Annotated in this window: 19 protein-coding genes and 2 pseudogenes; 14 read left to right on the forward strand and 7 right to left on the reverse strand. The window is 69.8% G+C overall.

Annotated features, from left to right (window positions below; genetic code table 11):
* Nucleotides 1-114 precede the first annotated feature (114 nt).
* The 5 genes from OHB49_RS40005 to OHB49_RS40025 all read left to right on the forward strand — a co-directional run bounded on the left by OHB49_RS40005 (nucleotide 115) and on the right by OHB49_RS40025 (nucleotide 4,435).
* On the forward strand, nucleotides 115-915 hold the full coding sequence (locus tag OHB49_RS40005; protein ID WP_329165844.1) for a crotonase/enoyl-CoA hydratase family protein: 801 nt from the start codon (nucleotides 115-117) through the stop codon (nucleotides 913-915).
* Between the two features lie 15 nt (nucleotides 916-930).
* Nucleotides 931-1,875: a Zn-ribbon domain-containing OB-fold protein gene (locus OHB49_RS40010; RefSeq protein WP_329165845.1), complete on the forward strand. Its 945-nt coding sequence runs from the start codon at nucleotides 931-933 to the stop codon at nucleotides 1,873-1,875.
* Nucleotides 1,876-2,928, forward strand: coding sequence for a thiolase domain-containing protein (locus OHB49_RS40015; RefSeq protein WP_329165846.1), 1,053 nt, complete (start codon nucleotides 1,876-1,878; stop codon nucleotides 2,926-2,928). It abuts the gene before it with no gap.
* Nucleotides 2,921-4,087: a thiolase domain-containing protein gene (locus OHB49_RS40020; RefSeq protein ID WP_329165848.1), complete on the forward strand. Its 1,167-nt coding sequence runs from the start codon at nucleotides 2,921-2,923 to the stop codon at nucleotides 4,085-4,087. The genes OHB49_RS40015 and OHB49_RS40020 overlap by 8 nt, the downstream gene beginning before the upstream one ends.
* A 105-nt stretch (nucleotides 4,088-4,192) precedes the next feature.
* Complete coding sequence (locus OHB49_RS40025; RefSeq protein ID WP_313935404.1) at nucleotides 4,193-4,435, forward strand: DUF397 domain-containing protein; 243 nt, start codon at nucleotides 4,193-4,195, stop codon at nucleotides 4,433-4,435.
* A gap of 24 nt (nucleotides 4,436-4,459) precedes the next feature.
* Here OHB49_RS40025 and OHB49_RS40030 read toward each other — a convergent pair whose 3' ends face one another.
* Nucleotides 4,460-4,720 carry a pyridoxine 5'-phosphate oxidase C-terminal domain-containing protein gene (locus tag OHB49_RS40030; protein WP_329165849.1) on the reverse strand — a complete coding sequence of 87 codons (261 nt, stop codon included), beginning with the start codon at nucleotides 4,718-4,720 and terminating at the stop codon, nucleotides 4,460-4,462.
* Between the two features lie 482 nt (nucleotides 4,721-5,202).
* Between OHB49_RS40030 and OHB49_RS40035 the strand changes: the two are divergent.
* From OHB49_RS40035 to OHB49_RS40045, 3 genes and pseudogenes are all read left to right on the forward strand, one after another.
* A pseudogene (locus OHB49_RS40035) lies at nucleotides 5,203-5,598 on the forward strand (ACT domain-containing protein); the annotation flags it as partial.
* 98 nt (nucleotides 5,599-5,696) lie between these two features.
* The gene (locus OHB49_RS40040) at nucleotides 5,697-6,197 is read left to right on the forward strand and encodes a hypothetical protein (RefSeq protein WP_030928952.1); all 501 of its coding nucleotides are present in this window, start codon (nucleotides 5,697-5,699) and stop codon (nucleotides 6,195-6,197) included.
* A gap of 151 nt (nucleotides 6,198-6,348) precedes the next feature.
* On the forward strand, nucleotides 6,349-8,739 hold the full coding sequence (locus OHB49_RS40045; RefSeq protein WP_329165850.1) for a glycoside hydrolase family 95 protein: 2,391 nt from the start codon (nucleotides 6,349-6,351) through the stop codon (nucleotides 8,737-8,739).
* On the opposite strand, the gene OHB49_RS40050 is transcribed toward OHB49_RS40045, so the two are convergent.
* Nucleotides 8,715-10,940: a terpene synthase family protein gene (locus OHB49_RS40050; protein ID WP_329165851.1), complete on the reverse strand. Its 2,226-nt coding sequence runs from the start codon at nucleotides 10,938-10,940 to the stop codon at nucleotides 8,715-8,717. The genes OHB49_RS40045 and OHB49_RS40050 overlap by 25 nt on opposite strands.
* 386 nt (nucleotides 10,941-11,326) lie before the next feature.
* Here OHB49_RS40050 and OHB49_RS40055 point away from each other — a divergent pair, with 386 nt between their 5' ends.
* Nucleotides 11,327-12,661 carry an N-acetylmuramoyl-L-alanine amidase gene (locus tag OHB49_RS40055; protein WP_313935399.1) on the forward strand — a complete coding sequence of 445 codons (1,335 nt, stop codon included), beginning with the start codon at nucleotides 11,327-11,329 and terminating at the stop codon, nucleotides 12,659-12,661.
* Between the two features lie 154 nt (nucleotides 12,662-12,815).
* Here OHB49_RS40055 and OHB49_RS40060 read toward each other — a convergent pair whose 3' ends face one another.
* Nucleotides 12,816-13,952, reverse strand: coding sequence for an aminoglycoside phosphotransferase family protein (locus OHB49_RS40060; protein WP_030975393.1), 1,137 nt, complete (start codon nucleotides 13,950-13,952; stop codon nucleotides 12,816-12,818).
* Nucleotides 13,953-14,183: 231 nt separating this feature from the next.
* Here OHB49_RS40060 and OHB49_RS40065 point away from each other — a divergent pair, with 231 nt between their 5' ends.
* A complete protein-coding gene (locus OHB49_RS40065) occupies nucleotides 14,184-15,680 on the forward strand; it encodes a DNA-binding protein NsdB (RefSeq protein ID WP_329165852.1) in 1,497 nt (498 codons plus the stop codon).
* A gap of 135 nt (nucleotides 15,681-15,815) precedes the next feature.
* On the opposite strand, the gene OHB49_RS40070 is transcribed toward OHB49_RS40065, so the two are convergent.
* A complete protein-coding gene (locus tag OHB49_RS40070; protein WP_329165853.1) occupies nucleotides 15,816-17,258 on the reverse strand; it encodes a PP2C family protein-serine/threonine phosphatase in 1,443 nt (480 codons plus the stop codon).
* 644 nt (nucleotides 17,259-17,902) lie between these two features.
* On the opposite strand from OHB49_RS40070, the gene rpmG reads away from it, so the two are divergent.
* Both rpmG and OHB49_RS40080 read left to right on the forward strand, forming a co-directional pair.
* Nucleotides 17,903-18,067, forward strand: a complete 165-nt coding sequence (rpmG, locus tag OHB49_RS40075) for a 50S ribosomal protein L33 (protein WP_329165854.1) — start codon at nucleotides 17,903-17,905, stop codon at nucleotides 18,065-18,067.
* Between the two features lie 62 nt (nucleotides 18,068-18,129).
* The gene (locus OHB49_RS40080; protein WP_329165855.1) at nucleotides 18,130-18,390 is read left to right on the forward strand and encodes a type B 50S ribosomal protein L31; all 261 of its coding nucleotides are present in this window, start codon (nucleotides 18,130-18,132) and stop codon (nucleotides 18,388-18,390) included.
* Between the two features lie 66 nt (nucleotides 18,391-18,456).
* Here the strand turns inward: OHB49_RS40080 and OHB49_RS40085 are convergent.
* Together OHB49_RS40085 and OHB49_RS40090 are read right to left on the reverse strand one after the other, a co-directional pair.
* Nucleotides 18,457-19,156, reverse strand: a pseudogene (locus OHB49_RS40085) (YoaK family protein).
* A gap of 471 nt (nucleotides 19,157-19,627) precedes the next feature.
* Nucleotides 19,628-20,692, reverse strand: coding sequence for a phosphatidylinositol-specific phospholipase C domain-containing protein (locus OHB49_RS40090; protein WP_329165857.1), 1,065 nt, complete (start codon nucleotides 20,690-20,692; stop codon nucleotides 19,628-19,630).
* A 471-nt stretch (nucleotides 20,693-21,163) separates the two neighbouring features.
* Between OHB49_RS40090 and OHB49_RS40095 the strand changes: the two genes are divergently transcribed.
* Nucleotides 21,164-21,937 carry a DUF4389 domain-containing protein gene (locus tag OHB49_RS40095; protein WP_329165858.1) on the forward strand — a complete coding sequence of 258 codons (774 nt, stop codon included), beginning with the start codon at nucleotides 21,164-21,166 and terminating at the stop codon, nucleotides 21,935-21,937.
* Between the two features lie 42 nt (nucleotides 21,938-21,979).
* Complete coding sequence (locus tag OHB49_RS40100; protein WP_329165859.1) at nucleotides 21,980-22,495, forward strand: DinB family protein; 516 nt, start codon at nucleotides 21,980-21,982, stop codon at nucleotides 22,493-22,495.
* Between the two features lie 85 nt (nucleotides 22,496-22,580).
* Here OHB49_RS40100 and OHB49_RS40105 read toward each other — a convergent pair whose 3' ends face one another.
* Nucleotides 22,581-23,069: a potassium channel family protein gene (locus OHB49_RS40105; protein ID WP_037852992.1), complete on the reverse strand. Its 489-nt coding sequence runs from the start codon at nucleotides 23,067-23,069 to the stop codon at nucleotides 22,581-22,583.
* Nucleotides 23,070-23,099: the final 30 nt, after the last annotated feature.

A 23,099-nucleotide genomic window follows, 5' to 3' on the forward strand; every position in this document is an offset into this window, starting at 1 on the left:
CGGCACAACTGGGAAGGGGCGCCACCGAAGAAATCTGACTGACTGTCAGAAAACTATTGAACTGGGCCCCCACCTACTGCAACCTGTTCTAGATCTGGAGACGGGAGGCAGGCAATGGGTGGTACGGAACACCTCACCGTGCAGCGCGAAGGCGCCACACTGGTGCTCACCTTGAACAGGCCGGAGGCGAAGAACGCGCTCTCGCTGCCGATGCTGGTCGGGCTGTACGACGGCTGGCTGGCCGCGGACGAGGACGACGGAATACGCTCCGTCGTCCTCACCGGCGCAGGAGGCTCCTTCTGCGCCGGCATGGACCTCAAGGCCCTCGCGGGCAAGGGCATGGAGGGCGAGCAGTACCGGGACCGAATGACGGCCGACCCCGACCTGCACTGGAAGGCGATGCTGCGCCACCACCGCCCCCGCAAGCCGGTCATCGCCGCCGTCGAGGGGTACTGCGTGGCAGGCGGAACCGAGATCCTGCAGGGCACCGATATCCGTATCGCCGGTGCGAGCGCCACCTTCGGGCTCTTCGAGGTCAAGCGGGGACTGTTCCCCATCGGCGGCTCGACGGTACGGCTGCCGCGCCAGATCGCCCGCACCCACGCCCTCGAGATGCTCCTCACCGGACGCCCGTACAGCGCCGACGAAGCAGCCCGCATCGGGCTGATCGGCAGAGTCGTCCCCGACGGCACCGCACTGGAACAGGCACTCGACGTCGCCGAGCGGATCAATGCCTGCGGCCCGCTCGCCGTCGAGGCCGTCAAGGCCTCCGTGTACGAGACCGCCGAGATGACCGAGACCGATGGGCTCGCTGCCGAGCTGAAGCGCGGCTGGCCGGTATTCGCGACCGCCGACGCCAAGGAAGGCGCCCGCGCCTTCGCCGAGAAGCGCCCGCCCGTCTACCGGCGCGCCTGAGCCAAGGAGACAACCGTGCCCGACGTCCTCAGCGCACCACTGGTGGTCGAGTTCCCCTTCACCCGCTCCCTCGGCCCGGTCCAGAGCGCCTTCCTGACCGGACTGCGCGAACGGACGGTGCTCGGCGTGCGGACCGGCGACGGAAGGGTCCTGGTCCCGCCCGTCGAGTACGACCCCGTCACCGCCGAGGAGCTGTGCGAACTGGCCGAGGTCGCCACCACCGGCACCGTCACCACCTGGGCCTGGAACCCGGCCCCGCGCCGCGACCAGCCCCTGGCCACCCCGTTCGCCTGGGTGCTGGTCAAGCTGGACGGGGCCGACACCGCCCTGCTCCATGTCCTCGACGCTCCGGGGCCCGAAGCCGTGAACACCGGCATGCGGGTCCGGATCCGCTGGGCCCCGCAGCGCACCGGTGCCATCACGGACATCGCCTGCTTCGAACCGTACGAGAGCGAGGCGACGGCCGAAAGCACCCCGCACAGCGGCGAGTTCGCCGACCCCGTCACCGGCATCGTCACCCCGGCCCGCCTCGACTACACGTACACCCCCGGCCGCGCCCAGAGCGCGTACCTCAACGCCCTCTCCGAGCAGCGCACCGTCGGCGAGCGCTGCCCGTCCTGCCGCAAGGTGTACGTCCCGCCCCGCGGCGCCTGCCCCACCTGCGGCGTGGCCACCGCCGAACAGGTCGAGGTCGGCCCGCGCGGCACCGTCACCACGTACTGCATCGTCAACATCAAGGCGAAGAACCTGGACATCGAGGTCCCGTACGTCTACGCCCACATCGCCCTCGACGGCGCCGACCTCGCCCTGCACGGGCGGATCGGCGGCATCCCGTACGACCAGGTGCGGATGGGGTTGCGGGTCGAACCCGTCTGGACCGAGGGCGCCCGCCACCCCGACCACTACCGGCCCACCGGAGAGCCGGACGCCGACTACGACGCGTACAAGGAGCTGCTGTAGATGCGAGACGTAGCGATCGTCGCCTTCGCGCAGACGGACCATCGGCGGCGCACCGACGACCTCTCCGAGGTCGAAATGCTCATGCCGGTCCTGCATCAGGTCCTCGACGCGACCGGCCTCAGGGCGCGTGACATCGGCTTCACCTGCTCTGGATCCAGCGACTACCTCGCCGGTCGCGCCTTCTCCTTCACCATGGCCCTCGACGGCGTCGGCGCCCAGCCGCCGATCTCCGAGTCCCATGTGGAGATGGACGGCGCCTGGGCGCTGTACGAGGCATGGGTGAAACTCCGGACCGGCGAGGCCGACACCGCCCTCGTCTACGCCTATGGGAAGTCCTCGCCCGGTGAGGTGCGCGACGTCCTCACCCGCCAACTCGACCCGTACTACGTCGGCCCGCTCTGGCCCGACTCCGTCGCGCTCGCCGCACTCCAGGCCCAGGCGCTGATCGACGCGGGTGAAACCGACGAGGCCGCCCTCGCCTCGATCGCCGCCCGCAACCGCACCGCCGCCGCGCACAACCCGCACGCACAGCTCGCGGGCTCCGTACCGGCCGGCGACTATGTCGTCCAGCCGTTGCGCACCGGTGACTGCCCGCCGGTCGGCGACGGCGCCGCAGCCGTGGTTCTCGCCGCCGGTGACACCGCGCGCGCTCTGTGCACCCGCCCGGCCTGGATCCGCGGCATCGACCACCGCATCGAGGCCCACAGTCTCGGGGTGCGGGAGCTCACCGACTCGCCGTCGGCCCGGCTCGCCGCCGAACGGGCCGGGGCCTTCGAACGGCCCGTCGACACCGCGGAGTTGCATGCCCCGTTCACCTCCCAGGAGGTCGTTCTGCGCAGGGCGCTCGGGCTCGACGACAGCGTCCGCGTCAACCCGTCCGGCGGTGCGCTCGCCGCCAACCCCGTCATGGCCGCCGGACTGATCCGGCTCGGCGAGGCCGCGGCCCGTATCCACCGCGGCGAGTCCGACCGGGCGCTGGCCCACGCCACATCGGGACCCTGTCTGCAGCAGAATCTGGTCGCCGTCCTCGAAGGGGAGACCACCCATGTCTAAGGAGCCCGTGGCCGTCGTCGGCATCGGCCAGACCAAGCATGTCTCCGCCCGCCGGGACGTGTCCCTCGCCGGTCTCGTCCGCGAGGCCGCCGTCCGCGCGCTGGAGGACGCCGCCCTGACATGGGCGGACATCGACGCCGTGGTCATCGGCAAGGCACCCGACTTCTTCGAGGGCCTGATGATGCCGGAGCTCTATCTCGCCGACGCCCTCGGCGCGGTCGGCAAACCGATGCTCCGCGTGCACACCGCGGGCTCGGTCGGTGGATCCACCGCGCTCGTCGCCGCCAATCTCGTCGCCGCGCGGGTGCACCGCACCGTGCTCACCCTGGCCTTCGAGAAGCAGTCCGAGTCCAACGCCATGTGGGGACTGTCGCTGCCCATCCCGTTCCAGCAGCCGCTGCTCGCGGGCGCGGGCGGCTTCTTCGCCCCGCACGTGCGCGCGTACATGCGCCGCACCGGGGCGCCCGAGACGGTCGGCTCCCTCGTCGCCTACAAGGACCGGCGCAACGCGCTCAAGAACCCGTACGCACACATCCACGACCCGGACATCACCCTGGAGAAGGTGCAGGCCGCACCGATGCTCTGGGACCCGATCCGCTACTCCGAGACCTGCCCGTCCTCGGACGGCGCGTGCGCGATGATCCTCACCGACGGGACGGGCGCCGACCGTTCGCCGCATCCGCCCGCCTGGGTGCACGGCGGCGCGATGCGCAGTGAACCCACCCTGTTCGCCGGCAAGGACTTCGTCTCGCCGCAGGCGGGCAAGGACTGCGCGGCCGATGTGTACCGGCAGGGCGGGATCACCGACCCGCGACGGGAGATCGATGCCGTCGAGATGTACGTCCCGTTCTCCTGGTACGAGCCGATGTGGCTGGAGAATCTCGGCTTCGCAGCCGAGGGGGAGGGCTGGAAGCTCACCGAGTCCGGGGTCACCGAACTCGACGGCGACCTGCCGGTGAACCCCTCGGGCGGTGTGCTCTCCACCAACCCCATCGGCGCGTCCGGCATGATCCGCTTCGCCGAAGCGGCCCTGCAGGTACGCGGACAGGCAGGCGAACACCAGGTGCCGGGCGCCCGTAAGGCGCTCGGCCACGCGTACGGCGGCGGGGCGCAGTACTTCTCCATGTGGCTGGTCGGAGCCGAGCCTCCCCGCACCTGAGGCGAGCGCCGTCCCGGGCCGGCCGAGCCAGCCTTGGCCGTGGCCTGTCCGGGACCGCCCCCGGTGGCTAGGCTTTGGCCGGAACGATTAGCGGGAGGAGCCGACGTGGCGGAGAGCACCACCACCCAGCAGCCCTTTGCCGGCTGGGACAAGCCGGACCTCGACCTCAGCAACGCCGACTGGCAGTCGGGCACACAGGGGGCCGGGGATGTCCAGATCGCCTTCGTCGAGGGATTCATCGCGATGCGCAACGCCGGTAAGCCCGGCAGTCCTTCGCTGATCTTCACCCCGGCCGAGTGGCGGGCCTTCGTGGTGAACGCCCGCGACGGCGAGTTCGACCTCACCTGACGGCGCGGCCCGTGCGCAGCGGACTCAGGGCCACAACAGTTCGTGCGCCCAACCGGAATCCGTGGCACGGTGGTTGAGCCGGGTGTGGTTGCGCTGTTTGTCGCCCTGCCAGAACTCCACGGTCTGTGGCTGCACCGAGTGCAGCGCCCATCCCGGCGGTACGCGATCCGGCTCCCGCTCCACCCAGGCGAGCGACTGACGTACCGCCGCGTCACGCACCGCGAGATCCGTCAGCGGGCTGCTCTGCCGCCCGAGCAGTGCCTCCGCCCTGCCCCCCCGCCCCACGGGCCACGAAGTCCGCGGCGCTCCGCTCGGCACTGTCGGCGACGACGGGCCCGCGCACCCGCACCTGGCGGGCCGACTGCGGCCAGTAGAAGACCGAGTCCCACCTACGCCCCGGGAACCTGATGCCCGTACCCGAGGCACTCGACCGGCTCAATGCCGCGGCCGCGGCTGTCCCGACCGTCCCCCGTCTTGACCGGCCGGACGAATGCGAGCCCCTCGCCTCGCACCACCCGACCGGCGCAGCGCAGTGCGAGGACACCCTGCCCGCCGCCCTGACCCGCGCCGTGATCGGCTTCCTCGCCGGACGGCGCCGCGCTGCGTGCCTGTCACGCCCCACGGCGCGTGTGCTACTTCATCAAGGAGCACCCACGCCAGGAGTGGTGCAAGCCCTCCTGCAGGCAACCGAGCCCGGGTGGCCCGCCACCATGAGTGGCACCGCTTGTCGCACCCGTAGCCGGATGAACCGCCGTAGCGTGGTGATCATGACTGGTGAACGCGACCTGCGAACCCTGCTGAGCGGCATGAAGCCGGTGCTGAACGCCGGCCGGTACGTCTTCACCACGGTGCCCGACGGGGCTGCGCCCACCGGCGTCGCTCCCGTGGTGACGGTCGCCGAGCGCGAGGGGCTGACCCTGGTGCTCCCGGAGGAGGAAGCCGTCGCCGCCGGGCTGGCGTACGACTATGTGGCGGCCTGGATCACCCTGCGCGTCCACTCCGCGCTGGACGCCGTGGGGCTCACCGCCGCCGTCGCGCTCGCTCTCACCGATGCGGGGGTGAGCTGCAATGTGGTGGCCGGCTACCACCACGACCACTTGTTCGTCCCGCACGGACGCGGCACCGAGGCGGTGGACGTCCTGGAGGCGCTGGCCGCGGAGTCGGGCCATGATGCGCCGGACACGCCTTGGCCCGCAGGTCGGCCGTCCGACGTGCGCGGGCCCGGCTCCGCAACGTGAGCGGGGACACGTAACATGTCTGCATGTCCTTCCTCCGCCGCCGTAGCGCCGCCACACCCGCGGGCCCGGATTTCGACGTCCTGGCCATGGACCCGGGGGACTGGCCCGGAAACCTCGGCGCCGGTCTGCTGCCCGCACCCGACGGGAGCTGTCAGGGTGTCTTCCTGCGGTACGACCTGTTCGGCGGCCGCGGCCCCGCGATGATCATCGGTAACCTCCCGGAGGGTTCGCCCGCCCGCGAGACCGAGGAGGGCCAGGTCCCGTTCGAGGTCGCCCAGCTGCTGCTCGCGCTGGAGAACGACGAGCCGGTCGAGGTGACCGGCACCGACGACATGCCGGTGATGCAGGGCGACAACCTGCTGATCGTCCGCCGGGTGAAGCTGTCCGAGACCCGGATCTCCTGCGTCCAGTTCGACCGCAGCGACGGGGTGCTCGTCACCATTGCCAGCTGGGACCGGCCCATCACCGACGATCTCTACACCCTGTTGAAGCCACTGCCCGCCGAGCTGTTCCAGCAGGGCTGAAACGTCCCTGCCGCGGCCGTCCGTACCGATCCGGACGGCCGCGGGGCACTTTTGTCCAACCCTGAGCAGCCTCTGTCCATGAGGCTGCTTTGTCATGCACCTTGTCCGGGCAGTCGTCGGACCTTTAGCGTCATGCGCTATGACACCCGGGATGACGCGACGCACCACAGTGAAGACAGCCATCGGCGCAACAGGCGCCCTGGCGCTGGGAGTTCCCGTACTCGCCGGAACGGAGGCTGCCGCCAATACCTCCGATGAATCGTCCGGATCGCAGGGGCCGGACCGGGCCAGGGCGCTGGTGGACCCGGTTCTCTGGTACCGCACCCCCGCCGCCGACTGGGAGCGCGAATCACTGCCCATCGGCGGTGGCGCCCTGGGCGCGAGCGTCTACGGAACGCTCGCCTCCGAACGGCTCACCTTCAATGAGAAGACGCTGTGGACCGGCGGCCCCGGCTCCGTCCAGGGGTACGACTTCGGGAACTGGACCGCCCCCAGACCTGGCGCGCTCACCGCAGTGCAGCAACGCCTCGACAGCGAGGGTGCGATCGACCCGGACTCGGTCGCCGCGGAGCTCGGCCAGGCTCGCCGCGGCTACGGCGCCTACCAGGTCTTCGGCGACCTGCTGCTCGACCTGCCGAATGCCCCGGCCGCCCCCGACGCCTCCTACCGGCGCGCCCTCGACCTGCGGACCGCGCTCGCCACCGTCGCCTACACCCACCAGGACGTCCACCACACCCGGGAGTTCTTCGTCTCCCACCCCGGCAGCGTCATCGCCGGGCGGCTCGGAGCGGATCGCCCGGGACAGGTCTCCTTCACCCTGCGCTACACCTCGCCGCGCAGCGACTTCACCGCGACCGCCGCTGAGGACCGGCTGACCGTACGGGGCGCGCTGAAGGACAACGGGCTGCGCTTCGAGGCCCAGGTCCGGGTCCGTACGCGTGGCGGCCGCGTCACGGCCGGGACCGACGGCACGCTGACCGTCACCGATGCCGACAGCGCCTGGTTCGTCCTCGCCGCTGCCACCGACTACGCCGACCGCTATCCCGCCTACCGCGGCGACGACCCGCACCGTGCGGTCACCCGCACGGTGGACGAGGCGGCCGGAACGTCGTACGAGAAGGTCCGGGCCGCCCACGTACACGATCACGGAGCACTCTTCGACCGGGTCGCCCTCGACATCGGCCAGCAGTTGTCCGACCTGCCGACCGATCAGCTGCTCGCCCGGTACACCGGCGGTACGAGCCCCGCCGACCGGGCGCTGGAAGCGCTGTTCTTCCAGTACGGCCGCTACCTGTTGATCGCGTCCTCGCGGGCGGGTTCGCTGCCCGCCAACCTCCAGGGCGTCTGGAACAACTCCACCACCCCGCCGTGGTCCGCCGACTACCACAGCAACATCAACCTCCAGATGAACTACTGGCTCGCCGAGGTCACCAATCTTGCCGAGACCACCGCACCGTACGACCGCTACATCGAGGCGATGCGGGAACCGGGGCGCCGGACGGCGAAGGAGATGTTCGGGACGTCCGGGTGGGTGGTGCACAACGAGACCAACCCGTACGGCTTCACCGGCGTCCACGACTGGTCAACCGCCTTCTGGTTCCCCGAGGCCGCCGCCTGGCTCACCCAGCAGATGTACGAGCACTACCGGTTCAGCGGCTCCACCGGCTACCTGCGCTCCACCGCCTATCCCGCGATGAAGGAGGCCGCCGAGTTCTGGCTGGCCAATCTGCGCACCGACCCGCGCGACGGGCTGCTCGTCGTCACCCCCAGCTACTCTCCCGAGCACGGCGACTTCACCGCGGGCGCCGCGATGTCCCAGCAGATCGTCCATGACCTGCTGACCAACACCCTGGAGGCCGCCCGCACGCTCGGCGACGCCCCCGCCTTCCGCAGTCACCTGCGGACGACCCTCGACCGACTCGACCCCGGGCTGCGGATCGGCTCCTGGGGACAGCTCCAGGAGTGGAAGACCGACCGGGACGACCCGGCCGACGACCACCGCCACGTATCGCACCTCTTCGCCCTTCACCCAGGGCGGCAGATCGAACCCGGCAGCAACTGGGCCGAGGCGGCCAAGGTCTCTCTCGGGGCGCGTGGCGACGGCGGCACAGGCTGGTCCAAAGCATGGAAGATCAACTTCTGGGCGCGGCTGAGCGACGGCGACCACTCCCACAAGATGCTCGCGGAACAGCTGAAGAGCTCCACCCTCCCCAACCTCTGGGACACCCACCCGCCGTTCCAGATCGACGGCAACTTCGGTGCCACCTCGGGCATCGCCGAAATGCTGCTGCAGAGCCAGTACGACGTGATCGAGATCCTCCCCGCCCTCCCGGCCGGCTGGCCGGAGGGATCGGTGCGCGGACTGCGCGCCCGCGGAGGCTTCACCGTCGACATCGAATGGTCCGCCGGGCAGGCCCGCCGTGTGGTGATCACGGCGGGCCGAAGCCGCGAAGTGACCGTCCGCAGCTCCCTGTGGCCGAGCGGCGAGAGGACCTTCAAGGCCCGTGCGGGCGGCCGCTACACGCTGGTGGCGGAGGGCTGAGCCGAGCGCTGAGCGAACAGCGCGGTGACCCGCGCCGCCGCGACGCCGCGCCCCGTGGGACCACTGAGGTGCCACGGGGCGCCGGAGCCCCACCGCAGATCCTCTTCGCGGTAGCGGCGGCAGTCCCGGTGCCAGATCAGGATGCCCGCGATCCAGTGCCTGAGCTCCTCCACGTAACCCGCCAGAATCTCCCTGGCCTCGGCGTCCAGCCCGAAGTCGTCGTACAGGATCGGGAGTTCCTGCTCGGCGACATGGAGGAACTGGCGCAGCCGCGAGTTCATCAGGTCGTGCACGATCGCCACCGCCGTCGGATAGTCGACTCCGAAGAAGTTCTGCACGACCAGGACGCCGTTGTGCACCTCACCCTCGTACTCGATCTCCTTCTGGTACGAGAACAGGTCGTTGAGCAGCGTGGCATAGTCCGCCGCCGCGTTCTCCAGGGAGCGCAGCGGGCCGCTGCGGTAGATCTCCTCCGGCACCTTCTTCCCGTGACCGAGCCGGCACAGGCTCATCGTGAGGTCCGAACCGAATGTCAGCCGCCGCATCTCGATGTAGTCCACCGGGTCCGGGATCCGGTTCTGCGCCTGGTTGGCCAGCTCCCAGAGCCAGCTCGCCGTCATCGACTCGATGGCCGTGCGGAACGCGTGCCGTGCGCGCTCGTCCATCGGGGCCGCCGTGCGCTGCCACAGGTCGGCGAGACCGCGCTCCAGCGCATTGACCGGCTCCGGCGCTGCGGAGCCGTCCAGCGGCATGAACAGCGAGAGACGCGCATTGGCCAGCCGCGCCCCGGCCAGGTCCCGGGGCCGCCCGTGCACCACCGGGAACCAGTCGTCGCCGTAGGTACCCCAGGCCAGCCACCCAGAGGAGAGATCCAACTCGTCCGCCGTGGCGTCCGGATGCAGACCCGCCGCGCACAACGGCAGATCGATGGCGACGAGCCGCTCCTCGTCCCAGATGTGCGAGCCCGGCACCCCGGGTTGCGCCTCCAGGATCCCCATCCGGCGCGCCCAGTCGACGATCCGGACCCGCGCCCCGGCCAGATGCGGACTGAGAGTCGTACCGAACGGCAGGTCGAATTCGGGCAGCAGCGACGGGCCGACGTGCCGGTAGGGCACATGGGTGTGGCTGCGCAGCCGGGCCCGCTCCGATCGCGGTGTGAAGCGGATCGACGCGGCGGACATACCGAAGCCGAGAGCGGCCTCGCCCGCGCCGCCGTCGTTCATGTAGCGGCTGGAGCGCAGGTGCCACTCATGGCCGCCGGACTGCCAGTCCTGCAAGCCCTTGACGTACGCGAGAACCGCCGCGGTCTCCGTCGGATCGAGCCCCTTCTCCGCGCACAGCGGCCCGAGTTCGGTGAGCGCGGTGTTCTCGAACTGCTGGAGCCGTGAGGTCAGCAGATCGTTCACCGCCTCGGCGGCCTCCTGGGTGGAGCAGTTCAGAAACCTCTCCAGTACCAGCACGCCGTTGCTGTTCTCGCCCTCGTCCTCCACCTCCCGCTGGTACGAGAACAGGTCGTTGCGCAGATGCACACCGTCGGAGAAGGCGTCCCGCAGGACCCGCAGCGCCCGCTCATCGGCCACCGAATCGGGGACCTCGGCGCCCGCCGCGTACTCCACGAGCCCCGCCGACCATGGCGCGCCGCCCACCTTGCGCCGCATCTCGATGTACTCCACGGGGTTCGCGATGCGGCCCTCGTTGATATTGGCGAGTTCCCACAGCGACTCGTTGAGCAGGTTCTCGGTCGCCTCGGCGAACCTGGCCCGCCATGTGTCGGACATGCTCGGCACCGTCCGCGCCCACAGATCGGCCAGCCCCGCCTCGACCGGGTTCGTCGGCTCGGGTGTCCGCACCCCTCGTTCCATCGGCATGAACGCCGGCAGCCGGTCCAGATACTGCTTGCCGCCCTCCCGGTCCGGGGTGCGCTTGAACAGCTCCAGGAAGTGGTCGTCGAAGAAGAACACCCACACATACCAGTCGGTGACCAGTGACAGGGCCTCCGCCGAGCAGTCGGGGTGGGTGTACGCGCACAGCAGCGCGTAGTCATGGGAGTCGAGGTCCTTCTCCTCCCAGATGCCGGACCCTTCCACCATCCCTATGCTGCGCGCCCAGGACTTGGTGTGCTGTCGCGCCTCCTCGACATGGGGGTTGAGCCGCGCCGGATACGGAACATAGAAGTCCGGCAGGGTGAAGGGCTGAGCCATGTGCGTCCGGCCTTTCCGAGAATTTCCGCGCGGGGCCCGCGCGGATCTTTCGTGTCCGCGCGAGCACTACCCTTCGGCCGTCCGGGGCACGCACACCAGGAATTAGTCACACAAAAGGTGCGTGTGCGTGCGGGCATCGACGGACCGCGGCGCTTGCCCGTCCGCTCCGTAAAACTCAGGTAACGCCCCACCGCCACACAGTCATTGCTTCCTGACCTTCGCAGGTCAGAGCCCCTGCCAGTGGTCTGGTCCAGTGGCTCGTCCGACAACCCGCCTTGCGCTCTTGACGTGCTATCACCTCAGGTCACAGAGTGTGCGCCCATAGCCGAACAGTGACATCGGACCACGTACGACTTTCGAAGCGCGCAGTTCCAAGAAGGGTTGTCATGACGTCCAAGCAGAGGACCAGACTCACTCTCGCCCTGACCACCGTCGGCGCCCTGAGTCTCGCGCTGCTCTCTCCCGCGGCGCAGGCCGGTGCGGACGGGGTGCGGCCCGAGTGTCCGCGCGGCCTCGACTGCGACTGGGTCCCGGCGGCCTATCAGCAGACCGGCGATCCGGCCGACAAGGAGACGTACGGCAACTACGACACCGCGGACCGTCCACACAGCAACAAGATCAAATTCATCGTTCTGCATGACACCGAAGAAGACTTCGACACCACCCTGAAGATCTTCCAGAACCCGCTTAAGCAGACCTCGGCCCACTATGTGGTGCGCTCGGGCGACGGTCATGTCACCCAGATGGTCAAGGACAAGGACGTCGCCTGGCAGGCGGGCAACTGGTACGTCAACACCCACTCCATCGGCATCGAGCAGGAGGGTGTCGCCGTCGAGGGCGCCAAGTGGTACACCCCCGAGCTGTACAACTCGACGGCGAAGCTGGTGCGTTACCTCGCCGCCAAGTACGACATCCCGCTCGACCGCCAGCACATCATCGGCCACGACGGCGTGCCGCCCACCAGCACGGCCGGTACCAAGAACATGCACTGGGACCCGGGAACGTACTGGGACTGGAACCGCTTCATGGCGCTGCTCGGCAAGCCGACGACCGTGCCGAGCGCACCGAAGAGCAGCCCGCTGGTCACCGTCAGCCCCCGCTTCAAGGACAACAAGCAGGCTTTCCGCGACTGCGAGAAGAACGTCGACCTGCCGGTCCAGGGCAGCAGCGCCGTCCCGCTCCACACCGAACCGTCCGCCGACGCACCGCTGTTCTCCGACCCGGGCCTGCACACCGACGGCTCGCCCGGCACGAACTGCGCGGCCGACTGGGGCAGCAAGATCAGCGCGACTCAGCAGGCGGTGGTCGCAGACCACGCGCCCGGCTGGACGGCGATCTGGTGGTACGGCCAGAAGGCCTGGTTCGAGACTCCCGCGAAGGCCCGGACCACCGTGCCGACCGCCGGCTACGTCGTCCGGCCGAAGGCCGGCCGTACCGATGTGCCGGTGTACGGGGTCGCCTACCCGGAGAAATCGGAGTACCCGGCGGACTTCGCGGACCAGCGGGTGGGAACGCCGCTGCCGTACACGATCAAGGCCGGGCAGTCGTACCCGGGCGGGGGCGAGGCGCCGACCGGGTTCTTCTACGCGCCGACGATCGACGCGTCGTATCCGCTGGACCATGCGTACTTCAAGGGCGCGGAGAAGTACGTGACGGTGCAGATCGGACACCGGATCGCGTTCGTGAAGGCGTCGGAGGTGGATGTGGTGCGGGTGCGGTGACAGCTCGGGGCTGAGCGGGCGGGGCCCTTCAGGGGCTCCGCCCGCGAACCGGCCCCCCCGCTCCGCGATGGCCGGAGGGGCTGAACGCAACAGCGCGCTGCAGGCCCGGTGTGTCGGCACCGGACCCGCAGCGCGCATCCCTGGTGGTGCCGCGTCAGCGAGTGCCGACCGCAGCACGCACAGCCCGCCGGGCCATCGCGCAGTCGTCGTGCAGCCGACGCAGCAGCAGCCGCTGCTCCTCGCCCGACGACAGCACACCCGGACGCTCCTGACCGCCGCCCGTGGGCGTGGTCTCCCGCATCGCCCGCTGCACAGCCGTCTCGTACGTACGGATCTCCCGCGTCAGTACGAGCATCAGGTTCACCAGGAACGCGTCCCGCGCCGCCGGACCCGTGGCCTGTGCCAGCTGGCTGATCTGGCGCCGCGCGACCGGTGCGTCGCCCAGCACCGCCCACAGCGTCGCCAGGTCGTACCCCGGCAGATACCAGCCCGCGTGCTCCCAGTCCACCAGCACCGGACCCGTCGGCGACAGCAGGATGTTGGAGAGCAGGGCGTCACCGTGGCAGAACTGCCCCATGCCCTGACGGCCGCCCGCGTGCGCCAGGCCGTGCAGCAGCTTCTGCAGGTCACCCAGATCACGGTCGGTGAAGAGACCCAGCTCGTGATAGCGGGCGATGCGTGACGCGTAGTCCAGCTGGGCGTCGAACAACCCGGCGGCCGGCCGCCAGGCGTTGACCCGGCTGATCGCGCCGAGCGCGGCCCGTACATCGGCCCTGGGCGGAGCCTCCGACGGGTGCCTCGTCAGCGCCGCCACACGTCCCGGCATCCGCTCGATGACCAGCGTGCAGTTCTCCGGGTCGGCTGCGATGAGCCGCGGCACCCGGACCGGCGGACGGTGCCGGACGAACGCCCGGTATGCCGCTATCTCGTGGCGGAACCGCTCCGACCAGACGGGGGAGTGGTCCAGTAAACACTTCGCGACCGCCGTCGTGCGTCCGGTGGTGCCGACGAGCAGTACCGAACGCCCACTGCGGCGCAGCACCTGGACCGGGTTGAACTCCGGGCAGATCCGGTGCACCGAGGCGATCGCCATCCTCAGCTGCGCGCCCTGCGGACCGGACAGATCCAGACGCCCGCTGAGCGGTGGGGCACCCGGCCCCGCCGGCCGCCGGGGCCGGACCGTGCCGGGCGCGGACGGTCCGGCATGCGGGGCGAGGTACGGTCCGGCGCCCGCCCCCATGGGACGCAGGGGCCGGGGCGGGGCGGACACGGAGGACGATGCTGTGTACATGGGCGAGACAGATCCCTTCGTGCGCCGACAAGTTGCGTGCGCCGCCCCGGCCGGCGGCCGTTCGGCACCCTGGGGAGTGCCTAGGGCTGCCGGGCGGGGTGGCGCTTTCCTACCTGACACCGGTGTGCGGGTGGCAGACCATCTGGCGGACCCTGGCGAACCCTGGCGAATAGTCGCAAGGCATCTGACAGGGGGTTACTGTCAACTCAGCCGAGAACCTGGGGGCTTGACGTGACCGGAGAACCCAACACCCGTCTGTCGGATCTGTTCGGCCTTGCCGGCTGGTCCAAGGGCGAACTCGCGAGAATGGTGAACCGGCAGGCGGCGGCCATGGGCTACCCGCAGCTGGCCACCGACACCTCGCGCGTGAGGCGCTGGATCGACATGGGGGAGTCCCCCCGCGATCCCGTGCCCGAAGTGCTGGCAGCCCTGTTCACCGAGCGACTCGGTCGTGTCGTGACCATCGAGGACCTCGGGTTCGGCCGGCGCGGGCGTGTGGGGAAGCGGAAAGAGGTCGGGACGGAAGACAATCCCGACGGTCTGCCGTGGGCGCCCGAACGGACGGCAGCGGTCCTCACCGAATTCACGGGAATGGACCTCATGCTCAACCGACGCGGCTTGGTGAGCGCGGGCGCCGCGCTCGCCGCAGGATCGACCATCACCGGCCCCATGCACGACTGGCTGCACACCGACCCCGTGTTGGCGGCCGATGCTCCACGGATCGACGACCCCCTCCACGTGGACCCGGCCGGCTTCGACCGGTACGAGGCCGCACCCATCGGGTCGGAGGAGATCGAAGCACTCGAACGGTCCGTCGAGGTGTTCCGCGCCTGGGATGCCTCCCGGGGCGGCGGACTCCAGCGCAAGGCGGTCGTGGGCCAGCTCAACGAGGTGGGCGGCATGCTTTCCTACCGCCACCCCGACCATCTGCAGCGCCGCCTCTGGGGTGTTGCCGCCAACCTCGCCGTACTCGCCGGATGGATGTCCCACGACATCGGCCTCGAACCCACCGCCCAGAAGTACTTCGTCATCGCCGCCCATGCGGCACGCGAGGGAGGCGACCGCCCGCGCGCGGGCGAGGCGCTCTCCCGGGCGGCCCGTCAGATGGTCCACCTGGGCCGTCCCGACGACGCGCTGGACCTGATGAAGCTCGCCAAGTCCGGTTCCGGGGACATGGTGCTGCCACGCACCCAGGCGATGCTGCACACCATCGAGGCCTGGGCGCAGGCGTCCATGGGCCGCGGCCAGGCCATGCGCCGCACGCTCGGCAAGGCCGAGGAGCTCTTCGTGTCGGACAAGGGCGATGTGCCGCCGCCCAGTTGGATGCAGCTGTTCGACGAGGCGGATCTGCACGGCATGCAGGCTCTGGCGTTCCGCACGCTCGCCGAGCACGATCCGTCGGTGGCCATCATCGCGCAGCGCCACGCCAAGCAGGCCCTGGAACTGCGCGCCAACGGGCGCCAACGCTCCAAGATCTTCGACTACATCTCGCTCGCCTCGGCGTGCTTCATCGCCGACGACCCGGAGCAGGCCGACCGATACGCGCGGCTCGCCCTGGTGACGATGGGGGAGACCTCCTCACACCGAACCTGGGACCGGCTGCGCCAGATGTACCGGCTCACAGGACAGTTCGCCGGGTACGCGAAGATCGAGGACCTGCGTGAGGAGATCAATCTCGCGATGCCGCAGAGCTCCGTGATCAGGCGGCCCAGAAGCTCGGAGATCTGATCCAGGGGCACTGCGACGACAGGGCGCCGATCACCCACCGTCCGAGCACCGCACGACTCGAGCAGGCGGCTTCCGCCTACGTCCCCGTGCTGTGCCGCACTGGCTGTGCACTCGTGCTCCTGACCCGACCCGGGCTCATACCCCGATACGGGCGACCAGCACACATGCGTCGTCCAGGCGCTCGGTACCACCGAACTCCTCGACGACCGTCCGTACGCAGTCCTGTGCCGTGCGCGCTTCGGCGAAGCGCGGTGCGAGCGCGAGCAGCGCCTCCGGGCCCGCCCCCCGGTCGCTGCGGCGGGTCAGTCCGTCTGTGTGCAGAACCAGCACATCGCCGGGCAGCAGGGTCACCTCGTCCTGCTCGTACGCGACCGAGGAGGCGGCGCCGAGCAGCACCCCGTCCGGTGACGGCAGAGGTCGCCCCGCTCCGTTGCGGAACAGCAGCGGTGCGGGGTGGCCGGCCTGCGCCCAGGCGAGAGTTCCGGTCACGGGGTCGAAACGGCAGCACATCGCACTGCCGAGCGCGGGCTGCACGGACGCTTCGAGCAATTGGTTCAGGTGACCCATCAGGGCGCCCGGCTCGATGCCCGCCACCGCCATCCCGCGCAGTGCACCCAGCAGCATCGCCATGGCCGAGGTGGCCGGGATACCGTGACCGGTCAGATCGCCGACCGTGAGCAGTGTCCTGCCGTCCGGCAGTTCCAGCGCGTCGTACCAGTCGCCGCCGATCAGATCACTGGCATGCGACGGCAGGTAGCGGGCCGCGACATCCAGTGCGCCGGGTCCGCGCTGCGGGAGCAGCAGCGAGCCGCGCCATGCGGGAAGTACGGCCTCCTGGAGCTCGACCGCCATACGGCGCTCGGTCTGTGCCATGTGCTGCTGGCGCCGTAATGTGTCGCCGGTCTGGCGCACCACGCGCTGGCTGCGCCGCAGTTCGCTGACATCCCGTAGGACGGCCCACATGGAGGCGGTGCAGCCGTCTGCGTCGAGAACAGGTTCGCCCATCATGTGCAGGGTGCGCATCCGGCCGTCGGTCCGCACGATGCGGAACTCGCCGTCAATCGGCTTTCCGTCGACGAGACAGTCCGTCACCAGCGCGGTGAGCAGCGGCTGGTCCTCGGGGAACAGCACGGCCGGAAGTTCGTCGAGTGACAGCGGTCCCGCCTCCGGGGGCCGGCCGAAGATGTCGTACAGCTCCTCCGACCAACTGACCTCGTCGGTCAGCAGATTCCACTCGGCGCTGCCCACCCGGCTCAGCAGCGCACCGGCCTGCGGTTCGCCGACGGTCTCCTGCCGCGCCCGCTCCGCGTCCTGTGCCGGTTGTTCCGCCGACCCGGGCGGCGGGCCTTCCTTGAGCTGTCCGAGATGCGTGCCGAGATCGTCGAGATGATGAACCGCCAGCTCACAGAGCGCGCGCTGCCAGCGCAGCTGCGGATCGTCCTCGTCGACCAGCGCCGCGTCCCGCCGCACAGCATCCACATCTCCGCGCAGCCGACGGGTCCGGTTGATCAGCACCTCGACGGCATCGCGCTCGGGAGGCTGTGGTGCGGGGCGGTCCGCGGACAGATGGGACGGCATCTCGTACTCCGATACAGGCGCGGCACAACCAGGTCTGAAAGGTGGACCGAACACGACTGTGGCACAGGCTGAGGGAGCCCGTAAGTGGTTTGGCAACACTCGATGCGTTGTTGCTTCTGGCATATGCCACAGGCTGTGCAGAGTGCCGGTTCTTCGAACAGCCTTGCTCCACACGGCTGTTGATGCAAGTCATCCGGCGCGTGGGGCTCGCCGCGCGCCTGCGTGCGCCGCTCCCGTGCGGGCCACCGCATCTGATCGGGGCATATGCGCCGGAGCCTCCGCCGCTGAGCTGACGCTCCGTCGGTCCGGGGTCCGGGCGCGCCGGGCTGCGGTCCAAGTCCGTCACGTGTTCACGGCGGTGCTCGCGACGGTGGCCACGGCCTCGGGGTCGGCGAAGGGGTTCGAAGGCGGGGAGGTCGATGCCCGAATGGGATGCGCACGGTGGATCGTCCCGGTTCGTCGTGGGGCCGGGCCTTCGGTACCCGGTATCCGGTATCCAAGGCTGGATCGCGATTCCCATCCCTCCGGGCGGACGTCCGGGACGGGAATGCGGCCCGACCCTCTCGCGTTACAGCACCAGAACGAAAACGACACCCATTCCCACAAGGGTGGGATGGGGTCGGTGACAGTGTCCGGAGGTGCCCATGGCACGCAGTGAATCCCGCCCCGTCGTCACTCTGAGGTCGACCGCCGGCACGGGACAGACCTATGTGACACGCAAGAGCCGCCGCAACGATCCCGACCGGCTGGTCCTGCGCAAGTTCGACCCCGCCGCCGGGCATCACGTCCTCTTCCGTGAGGAACGCTGACCCGTCGGCCATGGCCGACGGCGGCAGTCCTCCCCATCCATGACCTCGAGGAAGGAACGCATATGAAGCCCCGCATCCACCCCGTCTCCCACCAGGTCGTCTTCCGCGACCGCGCCGCGGGGGTCGCCTTCCTGACCCGTTCGACCGCTGACGCGGATCAGCGCGTGGAATGGGAGGACGGCAACAGCTACCCCGTCATCGATGTGGAGACCTCGTCCGCGAGCCATCCGTTCTATACCGGGACCAACCGGGTGGTGGACACCGCCGGACGAATCGAGCAGTTCCGGCGCCGTTACGGAACGACGGCGGCCGCCGGACACTGATGTCCCGTGCGACGCGTCACAGTCGACGGTGTCGATTTCGGGGAACAGGGTGCGATGGTTTATCGTTCACCTACGTGTGGATGACGCGCTGAGCGCCCGCACCCAAGCTGCCCCGGCTGGTTTCCCCCGATCCGGCCGGGGCTTCTCGCTGTCCGCTCGTTCCTCACCCCCGGGACGGTCGCCCCGGCACCAGCTCGGCGAGCAGGGCTCCCGCCGCCAGCGCCGCAGTGACCCAGGCAGCGGCGCCCGGCCAGACCCGGACCGTCAACGCAGTCGCCGTCGCACCCACCACGACAGCGATCAGCCGGCCCATCACCCAGCCGTCCTCGCCGCGCAGGGATCGCAGTGCCACCCGCCCGACAAGCGACGTCAGCGTGCCGGTGAAGTAGTTGGTCGGCGTTGCGCGGATCCGGCCCTGAATCCCCATCGCCACGGAGATCACTGCCAACAGCCCGAGCCGGTCCCCGTCGGACGTGATCAGCTCCAGCCCCCACAGCACGGCGCCTGCCGTGAGCAGCACCACCTCGACCAGCAGCATCATCGGCAGCCGCCACCGCAGCCCCTCACCCATCCACGCGCCGCACGCGACCCCGCAGCCGTACGCAACGAGCGCGGTGACGACTCGCAGTGCCACCCCGTGCTCGCCGACACCGGCGGCGGAGCCGCCCAGCAGCACGAGATTGCCGGTCATCACCCCGGCGAACACCTGGCCGAGACTGAGGAAGGCGAACGCATCCGCGGCCCCGGACGCGGCGGACAGAAGTATCAGCGCCCACTCGCCCCATGGATCGCGTGCGGGATCCGCGCTGAACCGGCCGGTGGGCACCGTAGGAGTGGACACGCTGCCACCCTAGGGTTCCACTCGGTGAACCGACAGATGCGTTACGCGTGACGCCACAACTTCGGCGACGTCGGTGGATGCACGGGCGCCGCGGGGTGCCCCGTCCGACGGGGCCGGCTGGACCCTTCCGACTCGCTCGGCAAGGTCCGGGGGCGAGGACGGGGTTGCGAGGACGACGTCGTCGCCGACGCCGCCCCCGCCGGCCGGCGGGCGGACCTCGAGGACCAGGAGCCGAACCGATCCGGCTGCGGAACGGCGCCTGCCGCCGTCATGACCCTCTTCCCGGCGGATCTGCCGCGTACGGCTCCGTACGCGGCTACGCCGAGAGCGGCTCGGCGCAGACGACGAACCGGTGCCCGCGCTGCGCCGTGACCTCGTCGGACCCACCCGCCTCCGTCAACCCGCCGCGCGCGGCACGACCGTCGAGAGCACCTGAGTCAGCGCATGCCAGTCCGCGGTGATGATGCTCGCGTGCCGTCCCGCCAACAGGGCGAGTCGGTCGAGGGCCTGAGCCTGTGTCGGGCTCGTGCCGTCGATGGCGGGCGCCACATTGTGGGCGTCGGTCATCACGACGAGATACTGGTTCCGGGCGTACCACCCCGTGTCGATGGACCCACCGGCGTACGTGGCCGCGTCCCCGTCGAAGACCACGAACCACGGCCGGATGCCCGCGTCCGTGTAGCGCCCTCTCGGGTCACCGGCCTCGGCCCGGTGCACGGCGGGGAAGGCGGCCGCGTCCCCCAGCCGTCCGGCCGCCGCGAGATCGCGCAGATGAGTGGCGTACTCCCGGTCGGTCCACAGCGTGTCGGCGGGGTTGCCCTCTTCGACGGTCCCGGGTATCAGCTCCACGACGAAGCGCCCGGCGAGCGCGGACCGGGCGGGCCAGCCGCCGGCCCTTACCGCCTCGTCGAGCGTGGCGTGGTCACCGGCCAGATCGGCGGGCCGGAACAGTGCGCTGCCGAGCTTGTCGGACAGCAGCGCGTCCAGCTGGGCGGGGCCCCGGCCGTTGTTGGCCTGGAAACCGTCCTTTAGTTCGAGCTTCAGCACCACCGGCCGGTGTCCGGGGTGTGCGTCGTGCCAGGCCCTGATGTCCGCGAGACAACCGGCCAGATTCTGGTTGCGCGCCTTGGTGCGCAGCTGGCTCGCATTCGCGGCGTTCTCGCAGTTGTTGTCGTTGCCGATCGGATTGCTGTGCGAGACCCGCCAGGAACTGCCGAAGACATTGGTCCACACATCGAGCTCGAGAAGCGCCGCACCGGAGTCGAGTGCGTCGGCGAAGTAGGGATAGGTGCCCTTCTCGTACGCGTTGTGCACACCGACACCGGTGGTCGCCGAGTAGGCGGACTCACCCGTGTCGGCCGATCGGGCAGATCCGGCAGTCAGTCCGACAGCGAGCAGACCGGCCGCCGCGGTCGTCAGCCCTCGACGCCATCCGTGTCCCATGTGCCGTCCGTCTCCCATGACCCTCACCCTCATCGTTGATGCGAACGCGTCAAACGACAGGCACGATAAGAGAGTTGGGTGACGGGCAGGGGTACGGAAACCGGCCGTTCGGGTCCGACCGCGACGACAGGTCGTCATGCCGGCCCTACGGACCGGGTGCTGGGTGGAGCGGCGGACCACGACGGGACCTGAACCGCTCGCGGTCGTTACCGATCCGTGGCCCGGGTGCGGGGGCCGGATGTGGCCCCGGAAGTCCCACCGGGCCGGGGGCGCTGATCCGCGTTCTCAGCGGCCGGGACGAACGCATCGCGACCTGATGGGTCGACACGACCTCGTGCGCACCGGGCCGGACGCCACCCTCACCCGGTCGGCCGGGTGTATCGGCCCCGATCGGCCCGTGACCGATTGCGGGCCGGTTTCCGAGGGCTCAGCGTGGGGTGATGACGTGTGTGCCGATGGCGCACATGTCACCCGCCGAGGAGGAGCGAGATGGCTGACGCCCAGTGGACGGGCCCCAGGGGAGCGGACCTCGGCGAATGGCTGCCCGTCCTGGACCTCGTCGAGCCGCCGGGACAACGGCGACTCACCGTCCTGTTGCGACTCCTACTGCTGATCCCGCACTTCATCGTGTTGTTCTTCCTCCACGTCGCGGCCTTCTTCACCGTCATCGTGGGATGGTTCGCCGCCCTGGTCCTGGGGCGGCTGCCCGAGCCGGTCTTCCGCTTCCTCGCCGGATATCTCGGCTACGGGATGCGGGTCGGCGCGAGTGCGATGCTGCTGATCGACCGCTATCCGCCGTTCACGCTGACCCCGCCGACGGACTATCCGGTCCAGATCGAGGTACGACCGACGGAGCTCAACCGGGCGGCCGTCTTCTTCCGGCTGTTCCTGCTGATTCCGGCGGCTGTTGTGCAGGGCCTCGCCTCGTCGGGCTGGTGGGCCCTGTCCTTCATCTGGTGGCTGATCACGCTCATCCTGGGGCGCATGCCCCGTCCCCTCTTCGAGGCCTCGGCCGCCACACTCCGCTACAGCATGCGCTTCTCCGCCTACTTCATGATGCTCACGCCCGCCTACCCCAAGGGGTTCTTCGGGGACGACGCCCTGTCCGTACCGGAGCAGCAGACACGTTCTGCCACCCGGCCGCTGGTCATGAGCGGCGCAGGGAAGGCCCTGCTGATCCTGTTTCTGATCATCGGAGTGGCCACCGACATCAGCACATCCACGACGACCACATGGACATCGGACACCGCCGAAAACTGGTGAAGGGCCTGGCGCGGACTTCCGGCCAACAGGCATGATCATGCGATGACTTGGACAGCACCTGAAGCGAAGCGCACCCCCGGCTCCTTGGTCGCCGACGAGCGGGAGATGCTCACGGGATATCTAGGCTGGTTCCGCGGCACGCTGCTGCAGAAGTGCGCCGGCCTGACCGGTGAACAGCTCGCCGCAAGGACCGTTCCGCCGTCCAACCTCACCCTTCTCGGGCTGCTCCGCCATATGGCGAAGGTCGAACGCACCTGGTTCCGGGAGCGATTCGCCGGACAGCCGCTGGACCCGATGTACGACCCGTCCCGGGGCAAGGACGCGGACTTCGAGGACCTGGACCCTGCCCATGCGGCCGACGACTATGCGCGCCTGGTCGAGGAGTGCCGCCTCGCGGACGCCGTCATCGCCGACGCGTCGCTCGACGACACCTTCACACATGGCGGCGAGGTCTTCTCACTGCGCCTGGTGCATGTCCACATGATCGGGGAGTACGCGCGTCACATCGGCCACGCCGACCTGGTGCGCGAACGCCTCGACGGGGTGACGGGGGACTGAGCGGCCACCCCGTCGCTGTTCCCGCTTCCCGCACACGCCGGGGGCCGTGGCCGCGCCCGACGGGTGGCCGGCTGACCGTCGGCACCTATCGTTCGCCGTTTCTCTCGAGCAGCCGTTCCACACGGTCGAATCTCTCGTGCAGCGCTCGAAGCTCGGAGTCGAACACTTCCTCGCCGTGCCGGGCATAGCGGCGAACAGCCCTGCCCACATGCTGGGCATCCTGCTCGGCCCGGCCGACGAACCACGTGGCGATGGACGCGGTGACCATGCCGAAGGTGGTGATACCGGCCAGCATCATGACGGAGGCGATCACCCGCCCCCATGCGGTCACCGGGTACAGATCCCCGTACCCGACCGTCGTCGCGGTCTCGATGGCCCACCAGACGGCTTTGGGGAACGAGGTGATGTTCGCGCCGGGCGCGCCCTCCTCGGCGGGAACGACCAATGCTGCCCCGGCCAGCAGGACCGCGGCCGTGGCCGCCGACACCGACAGTGCGGCCCGGGCATGAAAGGTGCGCCACCACCGGTTGGTCAGCAGACGACCGAGCAGAAGCGCGAAGAACGATTGCTGCACGGGCAGAAACCCCCGGGGCTCCAGGCAGAG

It is taken from the genome of Streptomyces sp. NBC_01717 (genome assembly GCF_036248255.1).
Taxonomy (GTDB): Bacteria; Actinomycetota; Actinomycetes; order Streptomycetales; family Streptomycetaceae; genus Streptomyces.